Annotated in this window: 21 protein-coding genes; 11 read left to right on the plus strand and 10 right to left on the minus strand. The window is 35.9% G+C overall.

What is annotated here, in order from left to right; all coding sequences use genetic code 11:
- Window positions 1–5 precede the first annotated feature (5 nt).
- The gene (gene smc / locus ACM9HF_RS06305; RefSeq protein WP_473615859.1) at window positions 6–3,530 is read right to left on the minus strand and encodes a chromosome segregation protein SMC; all 3,525 of its coding nucleotides are present in this window, start codon (window positions 3,528–3,530) and stop codon (window positions 6–8) included.
- 211 nt (window positions 3,531–3,741) lie between these two features.
- On the opposite strand from smc, the gene cysZ reads away from it, so the two are divergent.
- Together cysZ and ACM9HF_RS06315 are read left to right on the plus strand one after the other, a co-directional pair.
- On the plus strand, window positions 3,742–4,491 hold the full coding sequence (cysZ, locus tag ACM9HF_RS06310) for a sulfate transporter CysZ (RefSeq protein WP_473615863.1): 750 nt from the start codon (window positions 3,742–3,744) through the stop codon (window positions 4,489–4,491).
- A gap of 115 nt (window positions 4,492–4,606) precedes the next feature.
- A complete protein-coding gene (locus tag ACM9HF_RS06315) occupies window positions 4,607–4,981 on the plus strand; it encodes a hypothetical protein (protein ID WP_473615868.1) in 375 nt (124 codons plus the stop codon).
- 82 nt (window positions 4,982–5,063) lie between these two features.
- Here the strand turns inward: ACM9HF_RS06315 and ACM9HF_RS06320 are convergent, their stop codons facing one another.
- Window positions 5,064–6,908: a M1 family metallopeptidase gene (locus tag ACM9HF_RS06320; RefSeq protein WP_473615871.1), complete on the minus strand. Its 1,845-nt coding sequence runs from the start codon at window positions 6,906–6,908 to the stop codon at window positions 5,064–5,066.
- A 183-nt stretch (window positions 6,909–7,091) separates the two neighbouring features.
- On the minus strand, window positions 7,092–7,958 hold the full coding sequence (locus tag ACM9HF_RS06325) for a flagellar protein MotY (protein WP_473615875.1): 867 nt from the start codon (window positions 7,956–7,958) through the stop codon (window positions 7,092–7,094).
- Between the two features lie 176 nt (window positions 7,959–8,134).
- Between ACM9HF_RS06325 and rnt the strand changes: the two genes are divergently transcribed.
- Window positions 8,135–8,800, plus strand: a complete 666-nt coding sequence (gene rnt, locus ACM9HF_RS06330) for a ribonuclease T (RefSeq protein ID WP_473615878.1) — start codon at window positions 8,135–8,137, stop codon at window positions 8,798–8,800.
- Between the two features lie 112 nt (window positions 8,801–8,912).
- Here rnt and rpsO read toward each other — a convergent pair whose 3' ends face one another.
- From rpsO to rimP, 7 genes are all read right to left on the minus strand, one after another.
- Window positions 8,913–9,182: a 30S ribosomal protein S15 gene (gene rpsO, locus ACM9HF_RS06335; protein ID WP_076418899.1), complete on the minus strand. Its 270-nt coding sequence runs from the start codon at window positions 9,180–9,182 to the stop codon at window positions 8,913–8,915.
- Window positions 9,183–9,354: 172 nt separating this feature from the next.
- Window positions 9,355–9,528 (minus strand): hypothetical protein, encoded by a 174-nt coding sequence (locus ACM9HF_RS06340; protein WP_473615883.1) that lies wholly within the window; start codon window positions 9,526–9,528, stop codon window positions 9,355–9,357.
- 136 nt (window positions 9,529–9,664) lie between these two features.
- The gene (truB, locus tag ACM9HF_RS06345) at window positions 9,665–10,612 is read right to left on the minus strand and encodes a tRNA pseudouridine(55) synthase TruB (RefSeq protein WP_473615887.1); all 948 of its coding nucleotides are present in this window, start codon (window positions 10,610–10,612) and stop codon (window positions 9,665–9,667) included.
- A 26-nt stretch (window positions 10,613–10,638) separates the two neighbouring features.
- Entirely contained in the window at window positions 10,639–11,052 is a 414-nt protein-coding gene (gene rbfA, locus ACM9HF_RS06350; protein ID WP_473615890.1) for a 30S ribosome-binding factor RbfA, read from the minus strand.
- A gap of 106 nt (window positions 11,053–11,158) precedes the next feature.
- The gene (gene infB / locus ACM9HF_RS06355) at window positions 11,159–13,837 is read right to left on the minus strand and encodes a translation initiation factor IF-2 (RefSeq protein ID WP_473615894.1); all 2,679 of its coding nucleotides are present in this window, start codon (window positions 13,835–13,837) and stop codon (window positions 11,159–11,161) included.
- Window positions 13,838–13,859: 22 nt separating this feature from the next.
- Complete coding sequence (gene nusA / locus ACM9HF_RS06360; protein ID WP_473615898.1) at window positions 13,860–15,356, minus strand: transcription termination factor NusA; 1,497 nt, start codon at window positions 15,354–15,356, stop codon at window positions 13,860–13,862.
- A gap of 43 nt (window positions 15,357–15,399) precedes the next feature.
- A complete protein-coding gene (gene rimP, locus ACM9HF_RS06365; RefSeq protein WP_473615903.1) occupies window positions 15,400–15,855 on the minus strand; it encodes a ribosome maturation factor RimP in 456 nt (151 codons plus the stop codon).
- Between the two features lie 475 nt (window positions 15,856–16,330).
- Here rimP and ACM9HF_RS06370 point away from each other — a divergent pair, with 475 nt between their 5' ends.
- The 8 genes from ACM9HF_RS06370 to nth all read left to right on the plus strand — a co-directional run bounded on the left by ACM9HF_RS06370 (window position 16,331) and on the right by nth (window position 25,158).
- Entirely contained in the window at window positions 16,331–18,229 is a 1,899-nt protein-coding gene (locus ACM9HF_RS06370) for an EAL domain-containing protein (RefSeq protein WP_473615907.1), read from the plus strand.
- A gap of 254 nt (window positions 18,230–18,483) precedes the next feature.
- The gene (gene rsxA, locus ACM9HF_RS06375; protein ID WP_076419737.1) at window positions 18,484–19,065 is read left to right on the plus strand and encodes an electron transport complex subunit RsxA; all 582 of its coding nucleotides are present in this window, start codon (window positions 18,484–18,486) and stop codon (window positions 19,063–19,065) included.
- Window positions 19,065–19,619: an electron transport complex subunit RsxB gene (gene rsxB, locus ACM9HF_RS06380; RefSeq protein WP_473615913.1), complete on the plus strand. Its 555-nt coding sequence runs from the start codon at window positions 19,065–19,067 to the stop codon at window positions 19,617–19,619. The genes rsxA and rsxB overlap by 1 nt, the downstream gene beginning before the upstream one ends.
- A gap of 8 nt (window positions 19,620–19,627) precedes the next feature.
- Entirely contained in the window at window positions 19,628–22,033 is a 2,406-nt protein-coding gene (gene rsxC / locus ACM9HF_RS06385; protein WP_473615915.1) for an electron transport complex subunit RsxC, read from the plus strand.
- Between the two features lie 3 nt (window positions 22,034–22,036).
- Window positions 22,037–23,119 carry an electron transport complex subunit RsxD gene (gene rsxD / locus ACM9HF_RS06390; RefSeq protein WP_077338770.1) on the plus strand — a complete coding sequence of 361 codons (1,083 nt, stop codon included), beginning with the start codon at window positions 22,037–22,039 and terminating at the stop codon, window positions 23,117–23,119.
- The gene (rsxG, locus tag ACM9HF_RS06395; protein WP_473615920.1) at window positions 23,112–23,762 is read left to right on the plus strand and encodes an electron transport complex subunit RsxG; all 651 of its coding nucleotides are present in this window, start codon (window positions 23,112–23,114) and stop codon (window positions 23,760–23,762) included. Before rsxD ends, rsxG begins: the two co-directional genes overlap by 8 nt.
- Window positions 23,759–24,466 carry an electron transport complex subunit E gene (locus ACM9HF_RS06400; protein ID WP_077338772.1) on the plus strand — a complete coding sequence of 236 codons (708 nt, stop codon included), beginning with the start codon at window positions 23,759–23,761 and terminating at the stop codon, window positions 24,464–24,466. Before rsxG ends, ACM9HF_RS06400 begins: the two co-directional genes overlap by 4 nt.
- Before the next feature lie 32 nt (window positions 24,467–24,498).
- Complete coding sequence (gene nth / locus ACM9HF_RS06405) at window positions 24,499–25,158, plus strand: endonuclease III (protein WP_473615924.1); 660 nt, start codon at window positions 24,499–24,501, stop codon at window positions 25,156–25,158.
- Window positions 25,159–25,166: the final 8 nt, after the last annotated feature.

The following is a 25,166-nucleotide window of genomic DNA, read 5'->3' on the forward strand; positions in this document are numbered from 1 at the left end:
TCAACCTACAATATTTCGGCCATAGCGACAGCTTCTTCAATATCAACAGCAACCATTTTTGAAACTCCGGGCTCAAACATGGTAACGCCTGTTAAATGAGAAGCCATTTCCATGGCTATTTTATTATGACTTATATAAATAAACTGAACAGTTCGCGACATTTCACGAACCAAGTTACAAAATCGACTTACGTTAGCATCATCTAACGGAGCGTCAACTTCATCCAACATACAAAAAGGTGCTGGATTTAATCTAAAAATTGCGAATACTAATGATAAAGCGGTCAGCGCTTTTTCACCACCAGATAATAGATGAATAGTACTGTTTTTTTTACCAGGTGGTTGTGCCATTATTGTTACTCCGGTGTCTAACATATCAGCTCCGGTTAATTCTAAATAGGCTTTCCCTCCACCAAACACCTTAGGAAATAGGCTTTTCAGGTCTTTATTTACCTGTTCAAAGGTGTTTTTAAATTTCTGACGACTCTCTTTATCTATTTTTTCGATTGCGGCTTCTAATGTGTTAATTGCTAAGGTTAAATCATTATTTTGTGTATCTAAATATTCTTTACGCGTTAATTGTGTTTCGTATTCATCAATCGCAGCTAAATTAATTGCACCTAAGCGCTCTATATCTTTCGAAAGTCGAATAATATGCGCTTGCCAAATGCTTTCTTTGGCATTTTTAGGCATGTTATTCAGTATCTCATCAAATGATTGTTGTGTTTCTCGAAGTAAATCTAATGACGATTCAGCTCGTAATTTAAAACTTTCATAATCTAAATGAAATTTAGCGGATTTTTCACGTAAAGTTAAAATATTATCCTGATTTTTCTTTTGTTCAAGCTCAAGTGTTTTCACCTCAAGTTGAGTATCCGCAATATCTTGCTGAAGCTTTTCTATTTTGCTGTCTGTTTCAGACATTTCTTTAAGCCATTGAACCAGCTTATCTTCATCAATTTTTAATGGTTCGGCGCTGTTATCAATAACATGCTGATTAGACATTTGTTGTTCTATTAAACGTTCTATTGTTTTTTGAACACTTTGCACACTCTGCTTACATTGATCTTTTTCGTTTTTAAATTGCTCAACTTTAATGGCTATATTATGACGTTCTTCAGCTAAGTTATTCACTCGTTTTTGCGCAACACTCACTTGTTTTGCTAGGCTTTCTTGTTGATTTTTTAATTGCTCAAAATCAACATCAGCCGGCATCACTAATTGATTACGCTGCTCCGTAAGCTGATTAATATGTTGTTGAATATTGATGAGTTGTTGCTTATGAAACTCAATGTCACTTTTTATTTTTTGCTGTTGTGTTAAATAAAATTGCTGATTTTGCTCCGCTAATGCTTCTGTTTGTTTAGCGTTTTGCAGCGATAACTCAATAGCTTTACTTTCAATATTTAACTGTTCTTGTTCTGTTAACAACTGCTGTAACTCAAACTCTAACTTAATTAACCCTTCTTTATTTGTATTTACAGCTTGCTCTAGTTGACAAATATCTGTCGTTAATTGCGCTTTTCTTTCAAGTAATAAAAGATGATTCGGCGTGCTTTCAATAGTACCTTTACGAACAAAACCATGTCCTAACCACGTAGTATCCATGCAAATAACAGATTCGTCACCCCCAAGTTTTGGAAGGATTTTTTGCGCTTGTTCAACATTATCAGCAAAATAAATTTTTTGAAAAAAAGAAAGAGCAGACGGTAAATTCTGTATTTTTTCAGTAATAGAACCCGCAGAATTTTGGTTTATATGAGTATGAGATTCAATTAACAAAACCGTTTCTAAATGTTTAATGGCTGAAATAGAGTCTGATACTGAGTTAACTATTTCTGCTTGTGACCAACTTAACAGTAAACTTTCTACCGCTTTTTCCCAGCCTGACTCTACGCTAAGCTGCTCAACAAGGCTTGGAATATTTTGCTTTTGTTCACCACCTTCAACCACTATACCTTTTTCTTGTAAGCTATTTCCCTGTAAACAAGTATGCTGTTCAACTTGCCAATTTTCTTTACGAGAAAGTTGCTCATCAATATTCATTATATTGTTGTTGAATGCGGTTAATGAGGCTATTTCACTGGCCAATAATTGCTTAGTTTCGCTTATTTTATTTTGCTTAGCTTGGATCTGTTGATTTAATTTCTGTTGTTTACTTAGGGTAAGCGCTAACGATTTCTCAATAGTTTTACTTTCTTTAATATCAACCTGATTAGATGAATTATTCTGATACTGCTCATCAATATATAACAGCTGATTATTTAACGATTCAATTTGTTCATTAGCTTGTGATTTTTTTTGCTGCTCTAATTCGACTTTATTTGTAATGGTTGCTGTTTTTTCTTTAAATTCAGCAACACTTTGGTAAGAAGCATTCCATAAAGCTTGCACTGCATTTTGTTGTGTAGATAAACCTTCTAACGTTTTTTGTTCTGTTATTAATTTTTTTTCTACATCGCTCAACTGAGGTAAAATTTTCGTTAAGCTATTTTCTAATTTATTTCTTTTTTCTTGTTCTGTTTTTAAAAGCGCTTGAGCATTTAAAAGTTGCTGCTGAGTAATATCATTATTTTGTGTAATACTGGTGCTTTGCTGTTTTAAATGCTTAATATTTTGCTCTGTGCGGGCAATATGATTAGTTAGCTCTAACTTTTTATTATTAAAGCTAGTAATGCTCTCATTATTTAGTTCAACCTTTTGCTTCGCTTGAAACAGCGCAATATTTTGTTCTTCTTGAATTTTAGCAATCGACTCAATATCAATTTGGGCATCGTTATAAAACGTTTGTTGTTGTTTACTTTGCTGATCAAAAGCTTGCCAGCGTAATACTGAAAGTTCAGCTTTATATTTTCGCTCTTGTGCTTTTAAAGTACGAAAACGTTTAGCTGCTTCCGATTGTTTATGGAGTTTATCTATTTGTAGACTCAGTTCAGCACGAATGTCACTCAAACGAGCAAGGTTTTCACGGGTGTGTCTAATTCTATTTTCGGTATCTTTACGTCGTTCTTTATATTTTGAAATACCCGCGGCTTCTTCAATAAATATACGTAATTCATGAGGTTTAGATTCGATTAAACGAGAAATAGTACCTTGCTCAATAATGGCATAACTACGAGGTCCTAAACCTGTACCTAAAAATATATCCGTTATATCTCTACGACGACATTTGGTTCCATTCAAAAAATAAGTGTTGGTGCTTTCTCGATTAACTAAACGACGAATAGAAATTTCATTTCGATCCGCCATATTCCCTTGAATACGACCATCTAAATTATCAAAAACTAATTCTACACTGGCTTGACCTATAGGTTTACGGCTTGATGAACCATTAAAAATAACGTCGGTCATAGAATCGCCACGTAAATTTTTAGCTGAGCTTTCACCTAACACCCAACGAACAGCATCAATGATATTAGATTTACCACAACCATTTGGGCCAACAATCGCGGTCATCTGTTGTTCAAAAGGCACTTTAGTTGGATCAACAAAAGATTTAAAGCCAGCCAGTTTTATATGCTTTAAGCGCATATTATAAACAACCCCTTTTAATCATATTTAATTGTCGCCCACAAAGATTGGAATAATTGATGATAAGATAAACGATTTGCTCGTACCCTATTATAAGCCGCTAACTTTACCAGATGTTGATGTGCTTTGTAACAATTCAATACTGTAATTTTAAAGCCGTTCAACATATAATCGACTCTGTAATATCAAACAGTTAGGTAAATTAAAAACGATGCAACACAATACTTCTTCAACACAAAATACCAGTGGCGCTGGGTATTTTTTTAAAGGCTTTGACCTTATTCAACAAAAAGGCATTAAACGATTTGTTTTTGTTCCATTGTTTATCAATTTAATTTTATTCAGCGTAGCTTTTTATTACCTTTATTTGCAACTTGATCATTACATGGCGATGTTTACTCAATGGTTACCTAGTTGGTTAACTTGGCTTAGTACGGTTTTGTGGCCTTTTGTTTTAATTGCCGTTGTGGTGCTGTTTTCTTTTATATTTAGTACGGCAGCAAACTGGTTAGCTGCACCTTTTAATGGTTTGTTATCAGAAAAAGTTGAAGCTATGTTAACAGGTGAACCAAGCCCTGATGGTGGATTTAGCGATATTATTAAAGATATTCCCCGTACTGTAGGCCGAGAGTGGACTAAGCTTTGTTATTACGTACCTAGAGCGCTAGGCTTTCTTTTAATTATGTTTATTTTACCCGTTATAGGGCAAGTTATTTGGTTTATTTTTGTTGCTTGGATGATGGCTGTTCAATATAAAGATTACCCTTTTGATAATCATAAAATATCATTTACTGATATGAAAAACGCACTTAAAAAGAAACAAGGGTTAAGCTATGGTTTTGGATTTACAGTGGCTATTTTTTCAATGCTTCCAGTAGTCAATTTAATTGTAATGCCTGTTGCTATTTGCGGCGCAACAAACCTTTGGGTTGATCATTATAGAAAATCATTTATACGTTAAGATAAATAGCTTATAAGCTAAGCCTTGTTTCACTTTAATTAAAAGTTCAGCACTCGCTTAGCCAAAATAAACATGCTATAACTTGTTATATTTATATTATATATAGGGAAATACCGTGGCTAAAAACACCAATAAATCACTGATATTTTCAATGTTCTGTTCAACTTTATGTTCAGCATTGTTAAGCTCAACACTGTTAAGTACAAGCGTAAATGCGGCTGATACTGAAAAAGTAACCATTGAAGTAATGAATGATGCTAAAATTTTCGCGCAATTTGACGATGAAGTTCCTGCCGTAATTAATTATTTCACAAAAAATAATGAAACCAGTATTGTGGATTTTTATGAAGAAAATTATGGTCAAGCTATTTCATCTAGCAGAAAAAAAGGCCGATTAGAAAAGTCATTTATAAAAGATAACTACAATATAAAAATCATTATTTCTGAACAAGATAATTTTAGGCAAGTTGATGTATTAGTCACTAAATAACGCAGATATATATTCAACCCCTAATGAACAAAAGGAGCTTAATGCTCCTTTTTTAGTTAATAGTTTTGTCTGATAGCTATTTTCAATCAAACAATGCGTCTATCGTTCCTTGCGCTAAGCCATGGTATCCAGGTCTTGCTTGTTTATATACTTTTAAAGCCCAGTCTTTTCCTTCTTGCGTGGTAACAAGCTCTTTATATAACGGCACAATAAGTTTGCGTCGTCCTATAGATTTTAAGTAAGTCGCCATTTGCGGATAAACATGTTTATAACCAGCTTTAATTGATAATAAGTACCAAGCATGGGCAATTTCAGCATTCGTACTTACGGTTAAATTAAAACGTTTATCTAGTGTACTCATGAATGATTCATTAATATCTAATGGTAAGTTATTAATGAAATGAAGCCACTCGTGTAACGTCCACTGTGTGGTATTAATTTCATCTAAACTAATAGCTTTTGATAACAATTCATTTGTTAAGTTATCAATCACGTTAAAGGCATTAGAGGTTGGTTTAGGTGAAACACTGGGTAAACCTTGTCCATAAATCCATTCATTCAATACTTTATCAGAAACTATATCAGGGTATTTATGCGTTAAGTTTTCTTTTAAATACACTATAAAGTTTTCAGTACCTAAGCTTTGAAAAGCATGGCTATTAAAATAGTCGAGCATGAATATATCAAACTTATCTCGACCAAACTTTTCTTCTAAGTACATTAAAAACAACTGACCTTTTACATAAGGTACACCCGAAAAAGCATCATCAGGATCGCGTCCTTTCAAATCAATATAAAGCTGTGTATCACCAGGTGCTAATACCGAGATTTCATCATTCAAACCTTGAGCGCCTAATGCTTGCTCCATAACAGCACGGTCTACACCAAAAACAGATTCCATAATGCGATTTTCAACATAACTGGTAAAACCTTCGTTTAACCATAAGTCTCTCCAACTTTCATTAGTGACTAAGTTACCAGACCAAGAATGAGCTAACTCATGCGCAATAAGGTTTACTAAACTTTTGTCGCCCGCAATAACAGTAGGAGTAATAAAGGATAAGCGTGGGTTTTCCATACCGCCAAAAGGAAAACTCGGTGGTAAAATAAGTAAATCGTATCTACCCCAGCGATAAGGCCCAAATAATTTTTCTGTTTCATCAATCATCGCTTGTGTGTCATCAAATTCAGCAACAGCCGCGTCTAATATAGACGCTTCAGCATAAATACCCGTTTGCTTACTCATGGCTTTAAACTGTAAATCACCGACACCTATTGCAATTAAGTAAGAAGGAATAGCTTGCGGCATTGAAAAGAAGTAATCACCATCACGTTCGGTATCAGGTTCATTGTTAGCACTCATTACCGCAACTAAATCTTTATCGGTTGTAATTCGTGCTGTATAGGTAGCTCTTACCGTGGGTGTATCTTGAATAGGTATCCATGATCGCGCGTGAATGGCTTGGTTTTGGCTGAATAAAAAAGGTTTGTTTTTGCCTGCCGTTTGTTCCGGTAGCAACCACTGTAATCCTGAAGCTTTTTCCGTTGAGTGGTAATATACACGTACTTTTTTTGCTTTAAATTGAGGTTTAATGGTTAGCTTAGCACCAAGAACATCATCTCGTTTTGCTAACATATATTGCACTTTCACCCAGTTACCTGAGTTATTTTGTGCCATTACGCGTTTAATAATTAAATCACGAGTATCTAAATAAATAGGTTGTAGATCATCAGACAACCACTTTAACGATAGTTCAGCAAACCCTTTAAGTGATTTTTCTTCAAAATCGACAGCTAAGTCTAAATAAATATGTGTTGTGGTCACCTGATCATAATTAGCATAGGTATATGCATCTTTAAGTTGAGCATTTGCCGCACAAGACAAACTAACTAAGACTAAAGTGATAATTTTTAATAAGTATTTCATTATATAAACATCCATAAAAAATAGGCCTTTAGATTAAGATAACCTAAAGGCCTATTCAACTTAAATACTTAAATTCGAGATGCTTTACTGGAGAGATGAGACGTTTAACTTTTTTAATAGCAAGTTGATAAATTAATTGACCACTTAGCGAAAATTAAAAGCCTTAATACATGCTTTGCTCAATTATGGTTTATCCATTCTAATCACTACGCGTCTATTCTTTTCACGACCTATTATGCTGTTATTTGAAGCCACATGACGCTTCTCACCATAACCTTTAGCTTCTATTCGGCTAGGATCAATACCAGTTTTAACAAACTGCTCTCTTATCGTTTGAGCACGTCGTTTAGACATTTCATAGTTAGCATTTCTTGGACCGTAACTATCTGAATAACCGTCTATTAATACTAATTCTAACTCTGTATCTAAACTTAAGTATTCAGCAATCATAGCTAATTTACGTTTAGATGATTTAGTTAAATCGTCGGTGCCAAATTGGTAATTTAATACGGTATAAGAAATGTCATCAAAATTATAGTTTAGTAAATTACCCACGCAATTAACAAACTCTTGATAAGCACGTTGAAATTTAGCTGTTGATAAACCAACAGATATTTTTTCATCACTTCGGTACCAATCGTCATAATAAAACGTTGGGCTCATACCTTGGTCTAATTCATTTAGCATAGTCCAAGCCACTTTCTTAGGTAAACTTGGTGCAAATTGTTTATGCAATTTCATATCCGCCAGAGTATAACCTGCCACACCCGGTCGCCATTTAGGGGCAACAGAACGAACTTCAGCTAACGAGTAATTATCAGGTAGGCGCATCATATCTAATTCAAATTCTAAATTAGATTTACGATTGGCTTTGCTGTAAAACTTAGCTTCGCCGTAATTGGGAATATTGTGGGAAAGTGTGCACTCTAAACGTGATTCGTTAGATAATTGCCACTTAGAGTTATCTAAGTTAGCCGCATACTGCCTCATACCTGCATTTGCATTGCAAACAGATACTAATAAAACAACTGGTAGAAGATATTTTTTCATAATCAATTATATTTTAGTTTCAATGACAGTAACTATATCGACGAACATTTAAATAACTTTAACATGAATTGTTAAAATTAAAGGATAAAAGTAAAAAACACTCAGTTCTTCGTACTTATTTTAGCTATTTTCTGAGATAATTGTTATTAATTATCAAAATAAATAAGACTTTTTGTATGACGGATCTTAATTCATCTACTACTGCTTCAGCAGACAACGGAAAAACACTTTTTGCACAACGTTTTAGAGGTTACTTCCCTGTAGTTGTAGATGTTGAAACCGCTGGATTTAATGCGCAAACCGATGCTCTCCTTGAAATAGCAGCAACAACCCTTTCCCTTGATGAAGACGGTAATTTTTCTTTAGATAAAACCATACATTTTAATGTTGACCCTTTTGAAGGTGCTAATTTAGAAAAAGCGGCTTTAGAATTTACTGGTATTGATCCAACCAACCCGTTAAGAGGTGCTGTTGATGAAGAAACAGCGCTGAAAGCTATATTTAAATTAATTCGTAAAAAAATGAAAGCCGTTGGATGCCAGCGAGCTATCATGGTTGCTCATAATGCCTCATTCGATTTAGGTTTTGTAAATGCAGCAACAGAAAGGTGTTTAATTAAACGCTCTCCGTTTCACCCTTTTGTTAGTTTTGATACCACTACACTTTCAGGTTTAGTATTAGGGCAAACAGTATTAGCTAAAGCTTGCATAGCAGCCAATATAGATTTTAATAACAGTGAAGCTCATTCGGCTTTATATGACACAGAAAAAACAGCAGAACTGTTTTGCCATATTGTAAATAAATGGAAACAACTAGGTGGCTGGCCTTTAATAGAAGAGTAGCTTTCTTTTTCTCTTTAATTATTAACCTTTAGTGATATCACTAAAGGTTAATAATTAACTTATCCCATAAAAAAAGGAGCCATAAGGCTCCTCTTTCCAAATAAATCTAATCTTAACGACGTAGACCTAATTTACCGATTAAAGCAGTATAACGTTCAACGTTTTTGCCTTTTAAGTAATCAAGTAATTTACGACGTTGACTTACCATACGTAATAAACCACGACGTGAATGGTGATCATGGATGTGCTCTTTAAAGTGACCTTGAAGATGGTTGATTTGAGTTGTTAACAAAGCAACTTGTACTTCTGGTGAACCTGTATCACCTTCTTTTTGAGCATATTCAGCAACAATTGCTGCTTTTTCTGTAGCGTTTAAAGACATAATATTTCCTTAGTGTGTTTACTTAAACCGAGTATGGAATAAGTAAGTAAAATTCTCATCCTGCCAAACACTAATTCAGCTAAGACGACAAAAGAGCGCGTATTCTATCAGTAAAGTGTGCGATTGCAACTGTTTACTGCGGATCATTAGTTATATTTATACCCGTTACCAATCAAGGTGCGTATTTCAGAGCACCTTGAATGGTAACGGGTATATAATTTGCCTCACTACCACTATAAAAATGAGACTGTTTAACAATATGGATATTGGTTGCTATTTCTCTTATCGTAAATTCAATATCCATTTTTTCATGATCTATAAACTCTTTCGCAGCAACATAAAACACATTATCTGCTTATCATGAAATTATGGACAAACGATTAACTGCACTTAAAAAAATAGGGAATCTAATTAAAGAATCCCTATAAGTAATTAATGTTGTTCTATCTAAGATGGTAAAGCTGAAAATAAAATTAACTATTTTAATTTGCTGCCACAACAATACGTTTAGGTGCAACTCTGCCTTCATCATCAATGAAGCCTACACCAATAAATTCACCATCGTCTTCGTTATCACCAATAAACACTTGTACCATACCTTCAGCAGGACCATCAGAGGTTTGTACAGGATTACCATGCCTTAAATAATGAGCCGACATATCATCAACAAAAACAGCAGGTATCCCATCACAAGCCGTTGTCATGGGTAATAACAAAGGATCAAGTAGTGTAGAAGGAGACACTTCATCAGCCTCAGCTTGCGCTAATAAGGTTTCAAGTTGCTCCATAGTAACCATTCTATTTTTAGGATAATTGCCAACAGCACTTCTTCTTAAGTGAGCAACATGAGCACCACAACCTAATAACTCACCTAAATCATCTACAATCGTTCTTATATAGGTACCTTTAGACACATGAATAGATAAATCAACCTCATCATCTTCAAAACGTAAAAGCTCTAAATTAAAAACCGTTATATCTCTTGATTCACGAGGAACCTCAATACCTTCTCGCGCATATTTATATAAAGGCTGACCTTGATATTTAAGCGCTGAATACATAGAAGGGATCTGCTGAGTTGTACCTCTAAAGGAATCTAATGCTTTGCTAAGTTCATCGGCACTTACATTGACTTCTTTCTCAGAAACAATTTCACCGTCAGCATCACTGGTTGTAGTTCTAACACCTAACTTAGCAGTAACTTCGTATGTTTTATCAGTATCTAATAAAAACTGAGAAAACTTTGTGCCTTCGCCTAAACAAATTGGCAGCATACCTGTAGCTAACGGATCTAAAGCACCTGTATGTCCTGCTTTTTGAGCAAAATAAATACGCTTAACTTTTTGTAATGCGTTGTTAGATGACATTTCATAAGGCTTATCCAGCAATAAAACACCATTTATTGCTCTGCCCTTTCTCTTCTTGGCCATTAAGTTATTACCTTAAAATGCTAGCTTTACTCTTTATCATCTTCAATATCTGTAGATTCTACTGACTCATCGTCCATCAAATGCTTATCGCTTGCTACAGCTTTATCAACCAAAGAGCTCATACGAACACCTTCAGCCATTGATTGATCATAAACAAAGCGTAAATGAGGCATAATTCTCGCTCTCAATTTCTTTGCAAGTAATGAACGAATAAAGCCAGCAGCATCGTTTAATACTTCAATAGAGCTTTTAATTTCTGATTCTTCATTTGTAAAAAAAGTAACAAAAATTTTTGCATAAGCTAAATCTCTAGTTACCTCTACTGCTGAAACCGTTGTCATACTTAAACGAGGGTCTTTAACTTCTCTCATCAGTATAGTTGCGATTTCTTTTTGAATTTCTTGTCCGACTCTATCGGTACGAGCAAATTCTCTTGCCATCTTAATTACCTATTATTTCAAACAGCTTGCCATGGCTTACTGTTCTTTAAAAACATAAAAGGGCTAATACAAGATTAGCCCTAGTTTCATGCAGTATATTGTTTAATTAAAGTGTACGTTGAACTTCAACTGTTTCAAATACTTCAATTTGGTCACCAACACGAACATCATTATAGTTCTTAACACCGATACCACATTCTGTACCGTTACGAACTTCTTGTACGTCGTCTTTAAAACGACGAAGTGATTCTAATTCACCTTCGTAAATTACAACGTTTTCACGAAGTACACGAATAGGAGCTGAACGTTTAATAAGACCTTCAGTTACCATACAACCAGCAATAGCGCCGATTTTAGGTGATTTAAATACGTCACGTACTTGTGCAAGACCAATGATTTCTTGTTTGAATTCAGGGGCAAGCATACCGCTCATTGCTTGTTTAACTTCTTCAATCAATGCATAGATAACGCTGTAGTAACGTAAATCAATCTTTTCAGACTCAATCACTTTACGAGCAGCGGCATCAGCACGAACGTTGAAGCCAACAACTATAGCATTTGATGCTGCAGCAAGTGTTGCATCTGTTTCAGTAATTCCACCAACACCTGAACCAATAATTTTAACTTTAACTTCATCAGTTGAAAGCTTAGTTAATGAATCAGAAATTGCTTCAAGTGAACCTTGTACATCAGACTTCAATACAACGTTAACTTCAGAAACATCACCTTCAGCCATGTTAGCAAACATGTTTTCAAGTTTAGACTTCTGTTGACGCGCTAATTTAACATCACGGAATTTACCTTGACGATAAAGAGCAACTTCACGTGCTTTTTTCTCATCTTTAACAACTGTCGCTTCATCACCAGATTGTGGTACACCACTTAATCCTAATATTTCTACAGGAATTGAAGGACCAGCTGATTGAATTGGCTTACCGTTTTCATCGCGCATTGCACGAACACGACCGTATTCTAAACCACATAATACGATATCGCCTTGGTTCAAAGTACCTTCCTGAACAAGAACAGTAGCAACTGGGCCACGACCTTTATCAAGTTTAGATTCAACAACAACACCGTGTGCCATTTTATCGACTACAGCAGTAAGTTCTAGTACTTCAGACTGAAGTAAAACAGCATCAAGTAATTCATCAATACCTAAACCTGTTTTTGCAGATACATGACAGAATTGAACGTCTCCGCCCCACTCTTCAGAAAGCACGTCGTGTTGCGATAATTCACTTTTAACACGTTCTGGATCTGCGCCTTCTTTATCCATTTTGTTTACAGCAATAATAATTGGAGCATCAGATGCTTTAGCATGCTGAATAGCTTCAACTGTTTGTGGCATAACACCGTCATCTGCTGCAACTACAATAATAACGATATCGGTAGCTTTAGCACCACGAGAACGCATTGCAGTAAACGCCGCATGGCCTGGAGTATCTAGGAATGTGATCATTCCATGTCCAGTTTCTACATGGTAAGCACCAATATGCTGAGTAATACCACCCGCTTCGCCATCAGCAACTTTTGCTTCACGAATGTGATCAAGTAGTGAAGTTTTACCATGGTCAACATGACCCATAATAGTAACCACTGGTGCACGAGTAATTGACTCACCCGAATGACCACGGTCAGATAATACGGCTTCTTCAAGTGCATTTTCTTTAACAAGAACCACTTCACGACCCATTTCTTCAGCAACAAGTGCTGCTGTTTCTTGGTCAATCACTTGGTTAATGGTTGCCATAGCACCCATTTTAAACATTGCTTTAACAACTTCAGCGCCTTTAACAGACATTTTATTTGCTAATTCAGCAACAGAAATCGTTTCACCAATGCGAACTTCATTAAGCTTAGTTTCAGCTGGTTTAGTAAAACCATGCTGTAAGCTTTGAGGTGCTGATAAAGTTTGTTTACCACGAGAAGCACGGCCACCTCTTGCATTACGATCTTGTGAAGTATTTTTCTTCTTACGACGACGACGTCCGCCTTCATCGGCTGAATCGCTTTTATCTTCAGCTTCTTGAGCGTATTTAGAAGATGTTAAATGCACAACTTCTTTTTCTTTTGCTTTACGTTCAGCTTCTTCTGCTTTCCAACGAGCTTCATTTTCTTCAGCAAGTTTTTTAGCTGCTTCTGCTGCTGCTTTAGCTTCTTCTTCAGCTTTAGCCGTAGCTTCAGCTTCTTGAATTAGACGAAGTTTTTTGGCTTCATCACTTTCTGCTGGTTTAACTGGAGCTTTAACTTCATCAATATTTTTTGCTTTAGCTACTGCAGCCGCTTTTGCTTTCGCATCTGCTTCTTCTTTAGCTTTAGCTTTTGCTTCACGCTCAAATTCTAATTTAGCCGCAGCTGCTGCTCTAGCATTTTCAGCTTCTTTAGCGTCTGCAATTGCTTTCGCATTCGCTGCTTCTTCAGCTTTAATACGAGCTTCTTCTTGTGCTTTTGCTTCTTCTTCAGCAATTTGTTGTTCTTCTAACTCACTACGCTTAACGTAAGTACGTTTTTTACGAACTTCAACATTTACTGATTTAGCTTTACTACCATGCCCAAGAACTAAAGTTGATTTAGTTTTACGGTTTAGTGTCATTTTACTTGGCTGAGTTGATGATTCATCACCATGTTGCTTTTTCAAATGTTCTAATAATTTTTCTTTTTCATCTTGCGAAACAGAATCGGTTACCGACTTTTGAACACCAGAGTCAGCTAATTGACTAACTAAGCGTTCCACCGGTGTACCGATTTCTTTGGCAAGCTCTTGTACTGTTACATCTGCCATCTATAATTTTCTCCCGGTGTTATTATTCTTCATTAAACCAACAAATATTGCGGGCAGCCATAATTAGCTCGCCTGCTTTGGTTTCATCTAATTCTTCAATATCTGATATTTCATCAACACCTTGTTCAGCAAGATCTTCTAAGGTAATTACACCTCTACTTGCTAAAACAAATGCTAAATGACGTTCTAAACCTTCAAGGTTTAATAAGTCTTCAGCGGGTTCAGCACCTTCAAGTGTTTCTTCACTTGCTAATGCTTGTGTTGTTAATGCTTCTTTAGCTCTTGCGCGAAGCTCTTCTACAATGTCTTCGTCCATACCATCAATTTCCAACATTTCAGCTGCTGGAACATAAGCTATTTCTTCAAGTGAAGTAAAACCTTCTTCACATAAAAGCGTTGCAAAATCTTCATCAAGGTCTAACTTTTCAACGAATAAAGATAATACTTTGTCATTTTCAGCTTGATGTTTTTCATTCATCGCAGCAACAGTCATAACATTCAATTCCCAACCCGTTAACTGGCTAGCTAAACGAACGTTTTGACCACTTCTACCAATAGCCATTGCTAAGTTGTCATCTTCAACGGCAATGTCCATGGTATTTTTATCTTCATCTACAATAATTGATGCAACTTCAGCGGGTGCCATTGCATTAATTACGTATTGTGCTGGATTGTCATCATATAAAACGATATCAACACGTTCACCACCTAACTCACTAGAAACGGCTTGTACACGAGAACCTCGCATACCAACACATGCACCAACAGGATCAATACGTTTGTCGTTACTTTTCACTGAAATTTTCGCGCGAGAACCTGGATCACGAGCAGCGCCCTTTATCTCAAGCATTTCTTCGCCAATTTCAGGAACTTCAACTCTAAATAGCTCAATTAGCATTTCAGGCTTAGTTCGACTAACAAATAATTGTGCGCCACGTGCTTCAGGTTTAATATCGTATAATAAACCGCGAATACGATCGCCTGGACGGAAAGTTTCACGCGGTAACATATCATCACGATATATAATCGCTTCTGCATTACTACCTAAATCTAAAATAACACTATCGCGGCTCGCTTTTTTCACTACACCTGTAATGATTTCACCAATTTGATCTTGGTAAGCATCAACAATAAGTCCACGTTCAGCTTCACGAATTTTTTGAACAATAACTTGTTTAGCGGTTTGAGTGGTTACACGGTCAAATGTAACTGACTCTATTTGCTCTTCAACATAATCGCCAATTTTTACATCTGGGTCATCATACTGAGCAGCATCAAATGTGATTTCTGCATATGGATTTTCCATTTGATCATCACTAGGAGCTATAACTAACCAACGACGGAAAGTCTCAAATTCTCCTGATACGCGATCGATACTTACTCGAACAACGATATCACCTTCATATTTCTTTTTTGTGGCTGTTTCCAAAGCGGTTTCCATCGCTTCAAAAATACTTTCACGCGGTAATGCTTTTTCATTTGAAACAGCATCTACAACTAGTAATATTTCCTTACTCATGCTACTTAGCCTTAATTATTTAAAATAAATCTAAAAATTATCATTAAAATTTAGGAACAAGATTTGCTTTATCAATGTTACTAAAAAGAAGTTCATAATCCTGACCATCAACTACCACTATTAATATATCGTTATCGATAGTCTCAAGTTTGCCTTTAAACTTACGGCGGCCGTTTAAAGGCATTGATAATTTAACTGTTATGGTTTCCCCTATTACAGCTTGAAAGTGCTCTAAACTAAATAGAGGCTTATCCAAACCGGGCGAAGACACTTCTAAGTTATATTCTGAACCTATTGGATCTTCTACATCCAATATTGCACTAACTTGACGACTAACTTCTGCGCAATCATCAACGTTTATGCCATTTTCATGGTCGATAAACAAACGTAAAACCGAATTATTGCCTGCACTTATAAACTCAATGCCGAGTAACTCTTTACCAACACCTTCAACGGCAGGCCTTAACATTTCAGTTAACTTTTGATCAAACTTAGCCAATCATTTTCTCCAGAAACAAAAAAAGGGCATTAAGCCCATTATCAAAACATTTATTTGTACAAACAATGTCATAACAACAATCATTTACACATAAAAAAGCCCCTAACGAGGGGCTCAAATTCACTAACCCTCTGTATTGGCGAATAAAGTTCATTCGCCATAAGTACAACAGTTAATATTTATTAATAATACTCTCAATAAATACCTAGTGACAACTGCTACACTAAAAGCTGGTACGAATTATATATTTACTAACGTCTAAGCGCAAGGGCTTTACAAGTAAGGATAAAAAAAACGTTAAATAAAAAAATGCTGTATTTAAATTTAGGTGCTAATATGAATAAAAAACACTCAAAAATTAAACATTTGTGATATATCTTATTAGTATTATATGGTATATATAGCGCGTAAAAACCAATTAACATTTACCTAACATTTAACTAACATTTGTTCTTTTGGAGCTAACAAGTTTATTATGTATACTTTTTCTCAATTATTGTTACGAAATTGCATATTAGGAATTGTTTTTTCTTTAATTATTGTACTTTTTTCAATATTTACTACATCAAAATATTTACAAGAAAAACAAAACGTTCATGCTTCTATAATTAAAGCAAACTCAGCTTTGTTGTTAAGTGATCAGTCACAACTAAATAATAACAATGCAGCAGAACAAATATTTATAGAGTCGTTACGTTCAAATTATAAATATAGTTTACTGAAAATAACGAATAACACCGATAAAAGTATTTATAATTATTCAACCCCTATCAATACACTTATATTGCCTTACACTTTACCTAAAATTAATAAGTTAACAGTAAAAAACAATTTAACTATTGTTTATCAGCTTGATTTTAGTAATGAATCATCACTCATTATAAAATTGCTTTCATTAATATTAGGTTTAACCTTTATTTTTATACTAATTGCTAGCTTATTAAGTTCGCACAGCTACAAAACACTTCTAAAAAAATTATATGACGATTTAAAAATAGCGATAAATAATAATTTTACAGAAGATGAAACCTCAAAAAGCAATGCTCCCGCTGAATTTACTCATATATTTACTGAGCTTAAAAAATTAATTAGTACACATAACATAAATACAAAAGCGCTTGAAGAGAAAGCCTTTTTAGAGCCTATTACAAAATTAAGTAATAGAAGCCGTTTTGTTCAATATTTTGAAAACCAAATAAGTAGTGATAAAAACATTAAATTTGGCGTATTAACAATTACACGATGTTCAGAATTACAAACAATTAACCAAATTCATGGCTACAATGCTGGCGACACTTATATATGTGGCGTTGCTGAAATAATGAAAGGATTGATAGCTAAGTATCAAGGTGCGCAATTATTTAGACTAAACAGTTCTGATTTTGCAACAATAATCCCCAATAGCACCATTAAAAATGCGGAAAAATATGCTGAGCAATTAACAGAAAAATTCAACTCGTACCAACAAGTTTCAGATTTAGATTCGGTTGCTTTTACTGGACTGGTATATTTCGAAAAAGACAAACCTTTAGGCGAGTTGCTTGCCCTCGCAGACACCGGGATCAGCATAGCTCAAACACAACACAAAAACTCTTGGTATGCGCAAACTGACACAGATATTTTAGAAAGTGCCAGTGCTAGTTATGGCAATCAAAATTGGCGTCAAGAAATTGATAACGTAATAGAAAATCAAAGAATTACTTTACTGGTACAAAATATTAAACCGTCTAACCGAAATGTTAAAGTTTATGGTGAAATACTAGCAAGATTCTTAAATTCAAATGAAGAAATGTTACCTACAGCTTCTTTTGTTGCTATGGCAGAAAAGCTCGACAAAATTGTTGCAATAGATAAGATGATTATTGAAAAAGTTATTTCTGAGATTGCTAGTAAAAATCTTACTAATTCTTCTTATGGCATTAATGTAAGTACACGAAGCATTCACGATGAGCACTTTTTAATTTGGTTAGAAAGAAGATTACTTAGAGATTCGTCAATCGCTTCAAGACTTATTTTTGAAATAACAGAATATGGTCTACAACAAAATATAAAAACCAGTAAACGCTTTATTGATATGATCCACAGAGCGGGTTCCAAAGTAACAGTAGAACGTTTTGGTGTTGGCTTAACATCATTTAAATTCTTTAAAGACTTAAAACCTGACTTTATTAAAATGGACAGTACTTATACGCGTGATATTGATGAAGATAAAAACAACCAATACTTCTTACGCTTAATGGTAGATTTAGCTCATAGATTGAGTATTTCGGTATTAGCTGAAAGTGTTGAAGGCCAAGAAGAAAAATTTGCCCTAGAAAAACTCTTTGTAGACGGTTGCCAAGGATTTTATATAGGTAAGCCACTACCTTTATAGCACTTTAAACACTAGCTAACTGCAATGTTTTTTATTAAAAAGGCATTGCAGTTTCCTTTAAAACACCAAAATTTTGTATCCCTAAAAATATTCCCCTCCGTCTTACCACCTATATAATTGCTCATAATCTAAACAATTACTTGAAATGGCTCATAAACTTTCCAAATTGATGAATAACCCTACAATCAAGCGGTTGTTTCTTTTGGTATAAAAACGGATAATATCCACCATAAATTTACCAATGTAATCATTAAATGTCTGAATATCTCTTATTATTAGTCGGTACTGTGTTAGTGAATAACTTTGTACTCGTAAAATTTTTAGGATTATGCCCTTTCATGGGAGTTTCATCTCGTACTGAAACTGCTGTTGGCATGGCCTATGCGACGACATTTGTAATGACATTAGCTTCTTTACTAAGTTACCTTGTTAATACCTATATTTTAGCGCCGCTAGGGTTAGAATATCTAACAACTATGGCTTTCATATTAGTTATTGCTGTTGTCGTACAATTTACCGAGATGGTAGTACATAAAACGAGTGCCAATTTATATCGCCTTTTAGGTATATTCCTCCCCCTTATTACTACTAACTGTGCTGTATTAGGTGTTGCTTTACTTAACTTGTATGAGCAACACAACTTCTTTGAATCAATAATCTACGGTTTTGGTGCCGCAGCTGGATTTTCATTAGTGCTGATTATGTTTTCTGCTATGCGAGAAAAATTAGCCAATGCAGATATTCCAGCTCCATTTAAAGGTTCTGCAATAGCAATGATCACCGCGGGCTTAATGTCATTAGCCTTTATGGGATTTACAGGATTGGTGAAGTTCTAATGTCTATCGTTATCGCAATTCTTGTTATCGGTTTTATTGCCCTATTATTTGGCGCTTTGCTGGGCTATGCCTCAATTCGATTTAAAGTTGAAGGTGATCCACTCGCAGAACAAATAGATGACCTACTGCCACAAACACAATGTGGCCAATGTGGCTACCCAGGTTGTAAGCCCTACGCAGATGCTGTAGCCAATGGTGAAGCAATTAATAAATGTGCACCTGGTGGCGAAGAAACTATAAAGAAAATAGCAGAATTAATGGGTGTCGAAGTACAAGCATTAGATGAAAACCATGCCGCTGATAACACGCCAAAAGTAGCCTTCATTATTGAAGAAGACTGTATCGGCTGTACTAAATGCATACAAGCGTGTCCAGTAGATGCCATCATTGGTACCACCAAACAAATGCATACCGTTATTGTAGATGAATGCACAGGTTGTGATCTATGTGTTGCGCCTTGTCCCGTTGATTGTATTGAAATGCGACCAATTGAAACAACAAAACAAAGTTGGCAATGGGATTTAAATAGCATACCTGTAACACAAGTTGATTAGGAAAATACGTGAATTCTATTATTAACCGAATTGATAAAAACCAATTTTGGAAATTCCATGGTGGCATTCACCCACCTGAACAAAAATTTATCACTGAAAACAAGCCTATTCGTACTTTGCCTTTACCAAAAGAGCTTATTCTTCCACTGCAACAACATATTGGTCAAGCAGGTGAGTTAATTGTCTCTGTAGGCGATACAGTGTTAAAAGGTCAAGCTTTAACTGCTAGTAATCACCCAATGGCAATACCTATTCACGCACCAACAAGTGGCACGATTACAGCGATTAAAGATGCAACTATTGCTCACCCTTCTGCGTTACCAGAACCTTGTTTATTTTTAGCGCCTGATGGCAAAGATACATGGCAACAGCGCAATATTTGCACTGATTATCATAAACTCACTAATTTCGAACTATTAGAAAAAATAGCGAATGCAGGCATAGCAGGAATGGGAGGAGCTGGTTTTCCTACTCATATCAAAGCTAATAGCTCAGCTGCTCATTCTAAAAGAATAGAGTTTTTAATCATTAATGCTGCTGAATGTGAACCTTATATAACAGCAGACGATTTACTGATCAGAGAACAAAGCCCAACAATAATTGATGGCATCAATATTCTTCATCAACTCATTAATCCTGAATATGTATTAATTGGTATAGAAGACAACAAACCCGAAGCCATTAAAACATTACAAAACGCAACTAAAGATCTCGAACATATAAGAGTTTGTGTTATTCCCACCAAATACCCTTCTGGCGGAGAAAAACAACTGATTCAAATATTAACAGGTAAAGAAATACCTAGCGGATTTTTACCGAGTTCTCAAGGTATTATCATGCAAAACGTAGCAACCTGCTATGCGATTGCTGACGCTGTTATTAACGATATCCCGTTAATTAAACGAGTAACTACCGTTACTGGTTTAGGTTTAAATAAACCTCAAAACGTATGGGCCTTGTTGGGAACTCCTGTTAACTATTTACTTGAGCAATGTGAATACCAACCGCAAAGTAATAAACAACGCATTATTATGGGCGGCCCTATGATGGGGTTTGCTTTACCGTCAGGTAATGTACCCGTTGTAAAAATAACAAACTGTGTACTTGCGCCAAGTGAAAAAGAAATTGCTGCTGAAAATACAGAAGTTGAATGTATACGCTGCGGACAATGTGCCGATGTATGCCCTGCCCAGCTTCTTCCGCAAGAACTCCAATGGAGCGCAAAAGCTAAAGATCACGATCAACTAGAAACCCTCAACTTATTCGACTGTATAGAATGTGGTGCCTGCGCTTACGTATGCCCTAGTTACATTCCGCTAGTACATTACTATCGCATTGGTAAAGCTGAAATACGTGAACAAAAGCAGCTTGAAATAAAAGCCGAAAAAGCAAAAATAAGATTTGAAGCACGTAAGCTAAGATTAGAACGTGACAAAAAAGCGCGAGAAGAAAAACAGCGTAAAGCCGCTGAAGCCCGTAAAGCAAGAATGAATTCAGGTACTCCTGAAGCCAAAAATGAAATGTCAGCGGTTGCTGCAGCTTTAGCACGTGTAAAAGCTAAAAAAGCACAAACTACAGATGCTGCAACTACAACTCCTCAAGAGCAGCAGGCAGTAGAAGCCTCAGAAAAACCTAAAAACCCACAAATTGCAGCTGCGATCGCTCGTGCTAAAGCTAAAAAATTAGCCAACCAAAATAATTTTGATGCTGAAGATTCAACTAAAATTGAAAATAAACAAGACACTAAGGCAAATAATAAAACAGAAAAAAAACCTGCTTTAGAAGTTTCTCCAGAAGGTAAAAAATCAAAAGTAGCAGCAACTATCGCGAAAGCAAAAGCTAAAAAACTAGCGAAAGAAAATAAAGCTAAAGAAGTCCCTTCTACAGTAACTAAAGAAAGTGATGTTCCTTTAGCTGATACATCAAAAGCTACAGACACTCCTGAAATTGGTGAAACAGTAAAAACACCTGAAGTTATTGAAAAACCTAAAGTGACCGAAGCAAAAACTAATAATACAAACAAAGACGATAAAAAAGCGAAAATAGCAGCAACTATTGCCAAAGCAAAAGCTAAAAAGCTAGCAAAAGAAGTCCCTGCTACGGTAACTGAAGAAAGTGATGTTCCTGTGGCTGATACATCAAAAGCTGCAGACACTCAGAAAGTAGCTGAAACAGTGAAAACACCTGAAATTATTGAAACGCCTGAAATTATTGAAACGCCTGAAGCTACCGTTGCAAACGAAGACGATAAAAAAATAAAAATCGCAGAAGCTGTAGCGAAAGCCAGAGCAAAAAAAGAAGTTACAACACCAACAGACAGTAAAGATACGATAGCAGAAGAGAAGAAAAAAAGAATTGCTGAAGCAGTCGCTAAAGCAAAAGCCAAAAAACAACAACGTTCAGAGTTAACTTAAATTATGGCCTTTTGGATCGCAAGCTCGCCGCATAACCATTTAAAAAATAAAACATCCGCTTTAATGAGGTTGGTAATTTACGCCACCATCCCAGGTATTTTGGCGCAATGGTACTTTTTTGGTTGGGGTAACTTAATTCATATTTCACTAGCTATTGCGAGTGCATTAGTTGCTGAGTTTTTTATTTTATCCTTAAGAGAAAAGAAAATTCCTGAACAAATTTTCGATGGTAGTGCCATTTTAACTGCCATACTTTTAGGTATTAGCTTACCCGCATTAGCGCCGTGGTGGATATCTATTTTAGGTGCAGCATTTGCCATTATTATTGTAAAACAGCTATACGGCGGCTTGGGTCATAATCCATTCAACCCAGCTATGGCAGGCTATGTCATGCTACTTATATCATTCCCTGTTCAAATGACATCGTGGCAACCGCCATTACAGTTAATGGCAATCGACTTAAGTGCATTTGACACGCTCTCAGTTATTTTTACCAGCTACACCACAGACGGTTACTCGGTTGAGCAATTAAAAAGACACATAGACGGTTACACCATGGCAACCCCGTTAGATACCGTTAAAACCAATTTAACCTTAGGTTTAACCATTGCTGAAAGCATGGACAGCGCCGTTATAGGTAAAAACTTTGGGATAGGCTGGGAATGGGTAAATGCTGGATTTTTACTGGGTGGCTTGTTTTTAATATTTAAAAAAGCCATTGATTGGATCACCCCTTTTAGCTTTCTATTTAGCTTATTTTTATTTTCATTCATCGCCTTCATGTATAGCCCTGATAGTAACGCATCAACCATGTTTCATTGGTTTAATGGTGCTTGTATGCTGGGCGCATTCTTTATTCTTACCGACCCAGTTTCGGGCGCTACCAGTAATAAAGGAAGAATGATTTTTGGTGCATTAGCTGCCTTACTTGTATTTATTATCAGAAAATATGGTGGTTACCCTGAAGCTATGGCTTTCGCTGTGTTACTTTGTAATATGTCTGCGCCTTTAATCGATCAATACACACGTCCTCGCACATACGGACATAAAAAAACGCAGAATGCTCAGGATAAAACTAATGCGTAAAGCTATTCAAAAAAATGCTAATGTGCTTGCCATATTCGCTATCGTTTGTACCGCTGTTGTCGGCATAGTCCACTCATTAACTAAAGATGAAATTGAGTTACAAAAACAACAGCAATTACTCAAAACGCTATCACAAGTTATTGACCCTGCAACATATAACAACGAAATAATTAACGATTGTATTATGTTCAGCCAAACAGGTTCAGATAAAACAGCTAAGTCAAAAAATCAAACACCTCATGCTGCTTATATTGCAACTTATAATGACTCTCCTGTTGCTATGGCAATAACCGCCACAGCACCCGACGGATACAACGGAAATATTGATATTATCGTTGGTATTAAAACCAGTGGTGTTGTGAGCGGCGTTAGAGTATTAAATCATAACGAAACCCCCGGTTTAGGTGACAAAATAGAGCTTAAAAGAAATTCTTGGATCACAACATTTACCGACAAAAAGATTAATGGTAATCCAGATCCTCGCTGGAAAGTTGCTAAAGATGGCGGCATGTTCGACCAATTTACAGGTGCAACCATAACACCAAGAGCCGTAGTAAAAGCTGTACATAACACAGTGGCTTATTTTAACGAAAACAAAAAAACGTTATTCGCTCAACCGAGAAATTGTGGAGATATTGAATGACAAACGGTGCAGAATACAAAGAACTCGCATGGCAAGGTTTATGGAAAAACAACCCCGGCCTCGTTCAACTATTAGGCTTATGTCCGTTATTAGCCGTAACCTCAACAGTCACCAATGCGTTAGGTTTAGGTATAGCAACGCTATTCGTATTAATCTGTTCAAACGCGACGGTTTCATTAGTACGTAAATGGGTTCCTAAAGAAGTTCGCATTCCTATTTTTGTATTAATTATCGCCTCGTTTGTTACCTGCGTTCAGTTATTAATGAACGCATATACCTTCGTGCTCTATCAATCGTTAGGTATTTTTCTTCCGTTAATCGTAACTAACTGTGCCATTATCGGCCGTGCAGAAGCATACGCCTCTAAAAACCCCGTTAAACAAGCCACCTTTGACGGCTTAATGATGGGCTTAGGTTTTCTACTGGTTTTATTTGTATTAGGCGCAGTAAGAGAAGTACTCGGTCAAGGTACTTTATTTGACGGCGCTCACTTATTATTAGGCGAATGGGCTCATATATTACGCATAGAAGTATATAACCTCGATAACCAATTTTTACTTGCCGTACTTCCCCCTGGAGCATTTATTGCCATGGGATTATTTATCGCACTGAAAAACTTTATTGATAATAAAATTGCCGAAAGCGCACCTAAAAAAGAAGCTAAATCAATCGAGCGTGTACGCGTAAATTTTGATGCAAGTTAATAAATAAAAGCTAAAGTAGTAGAAGCTGAAATATGAATAAAGAATCACGAATAGAAATGCTAACAAGATTAAGAGATAACAATCCTAATCCTACCACCGAGCTAAATTTTAGCACTCCGTTCGAGCTATTAATTGCCGTGCTTCTTTCAGCTCAAGCAACGGATGTTGGCGTAAATAAAGCGACCGATAAACTGTATCCTGTAGCTAATACTCCACAAGCGATCCTCGACCTTGGTTTAGACGGTTTAAAGTCTTACATAAAAACTATTGGTTTATTTAACACCAAAGCCGTAAACACCATGAAAACCTGTCAAATGTTGGTAGACTTACATGGCGGCGAAGTACCTGAAAGCCGAGCCGCTTTAGAAGCCCTACCCGGTGTTGGTAGAAAAACAGCAAACGTCGTGTTAAATACAGCCTTTGGTCAGTTAAAAGACAACGAAGGTAACTACTTCATTGCAGTAGATACCCACATTCAACGTTTAGCTAATCGCACAGGTTACGCTAAAGGTAAAACCGTAGAAGAAACAGAAAAAAGTATTGTAAAAAACACCCCAAGAAAAACGGAGTTTTTCTTTAACTTACACCACTGGTTTATTCTTCACGGACGATACACATGCGTAGCAAGAAAACCCAAATGCGGCTCTTGCATTATCGAAGACTTATGCGATTTTAAAGAAAAAACGGAGTAACAATAACT

Origin of the sequence: Colwellia sp. RE-S-Sl-9 (assembly GCF_048296855.1) — a bacterium.
In the GTDB taxonomy this organism is placed as follows: domain Bacteria; phylum Pseudomonadota; class Gammaproteobacteria; order Enterobacterales; family Alteromonadaceae; genus Pseudocolwellia.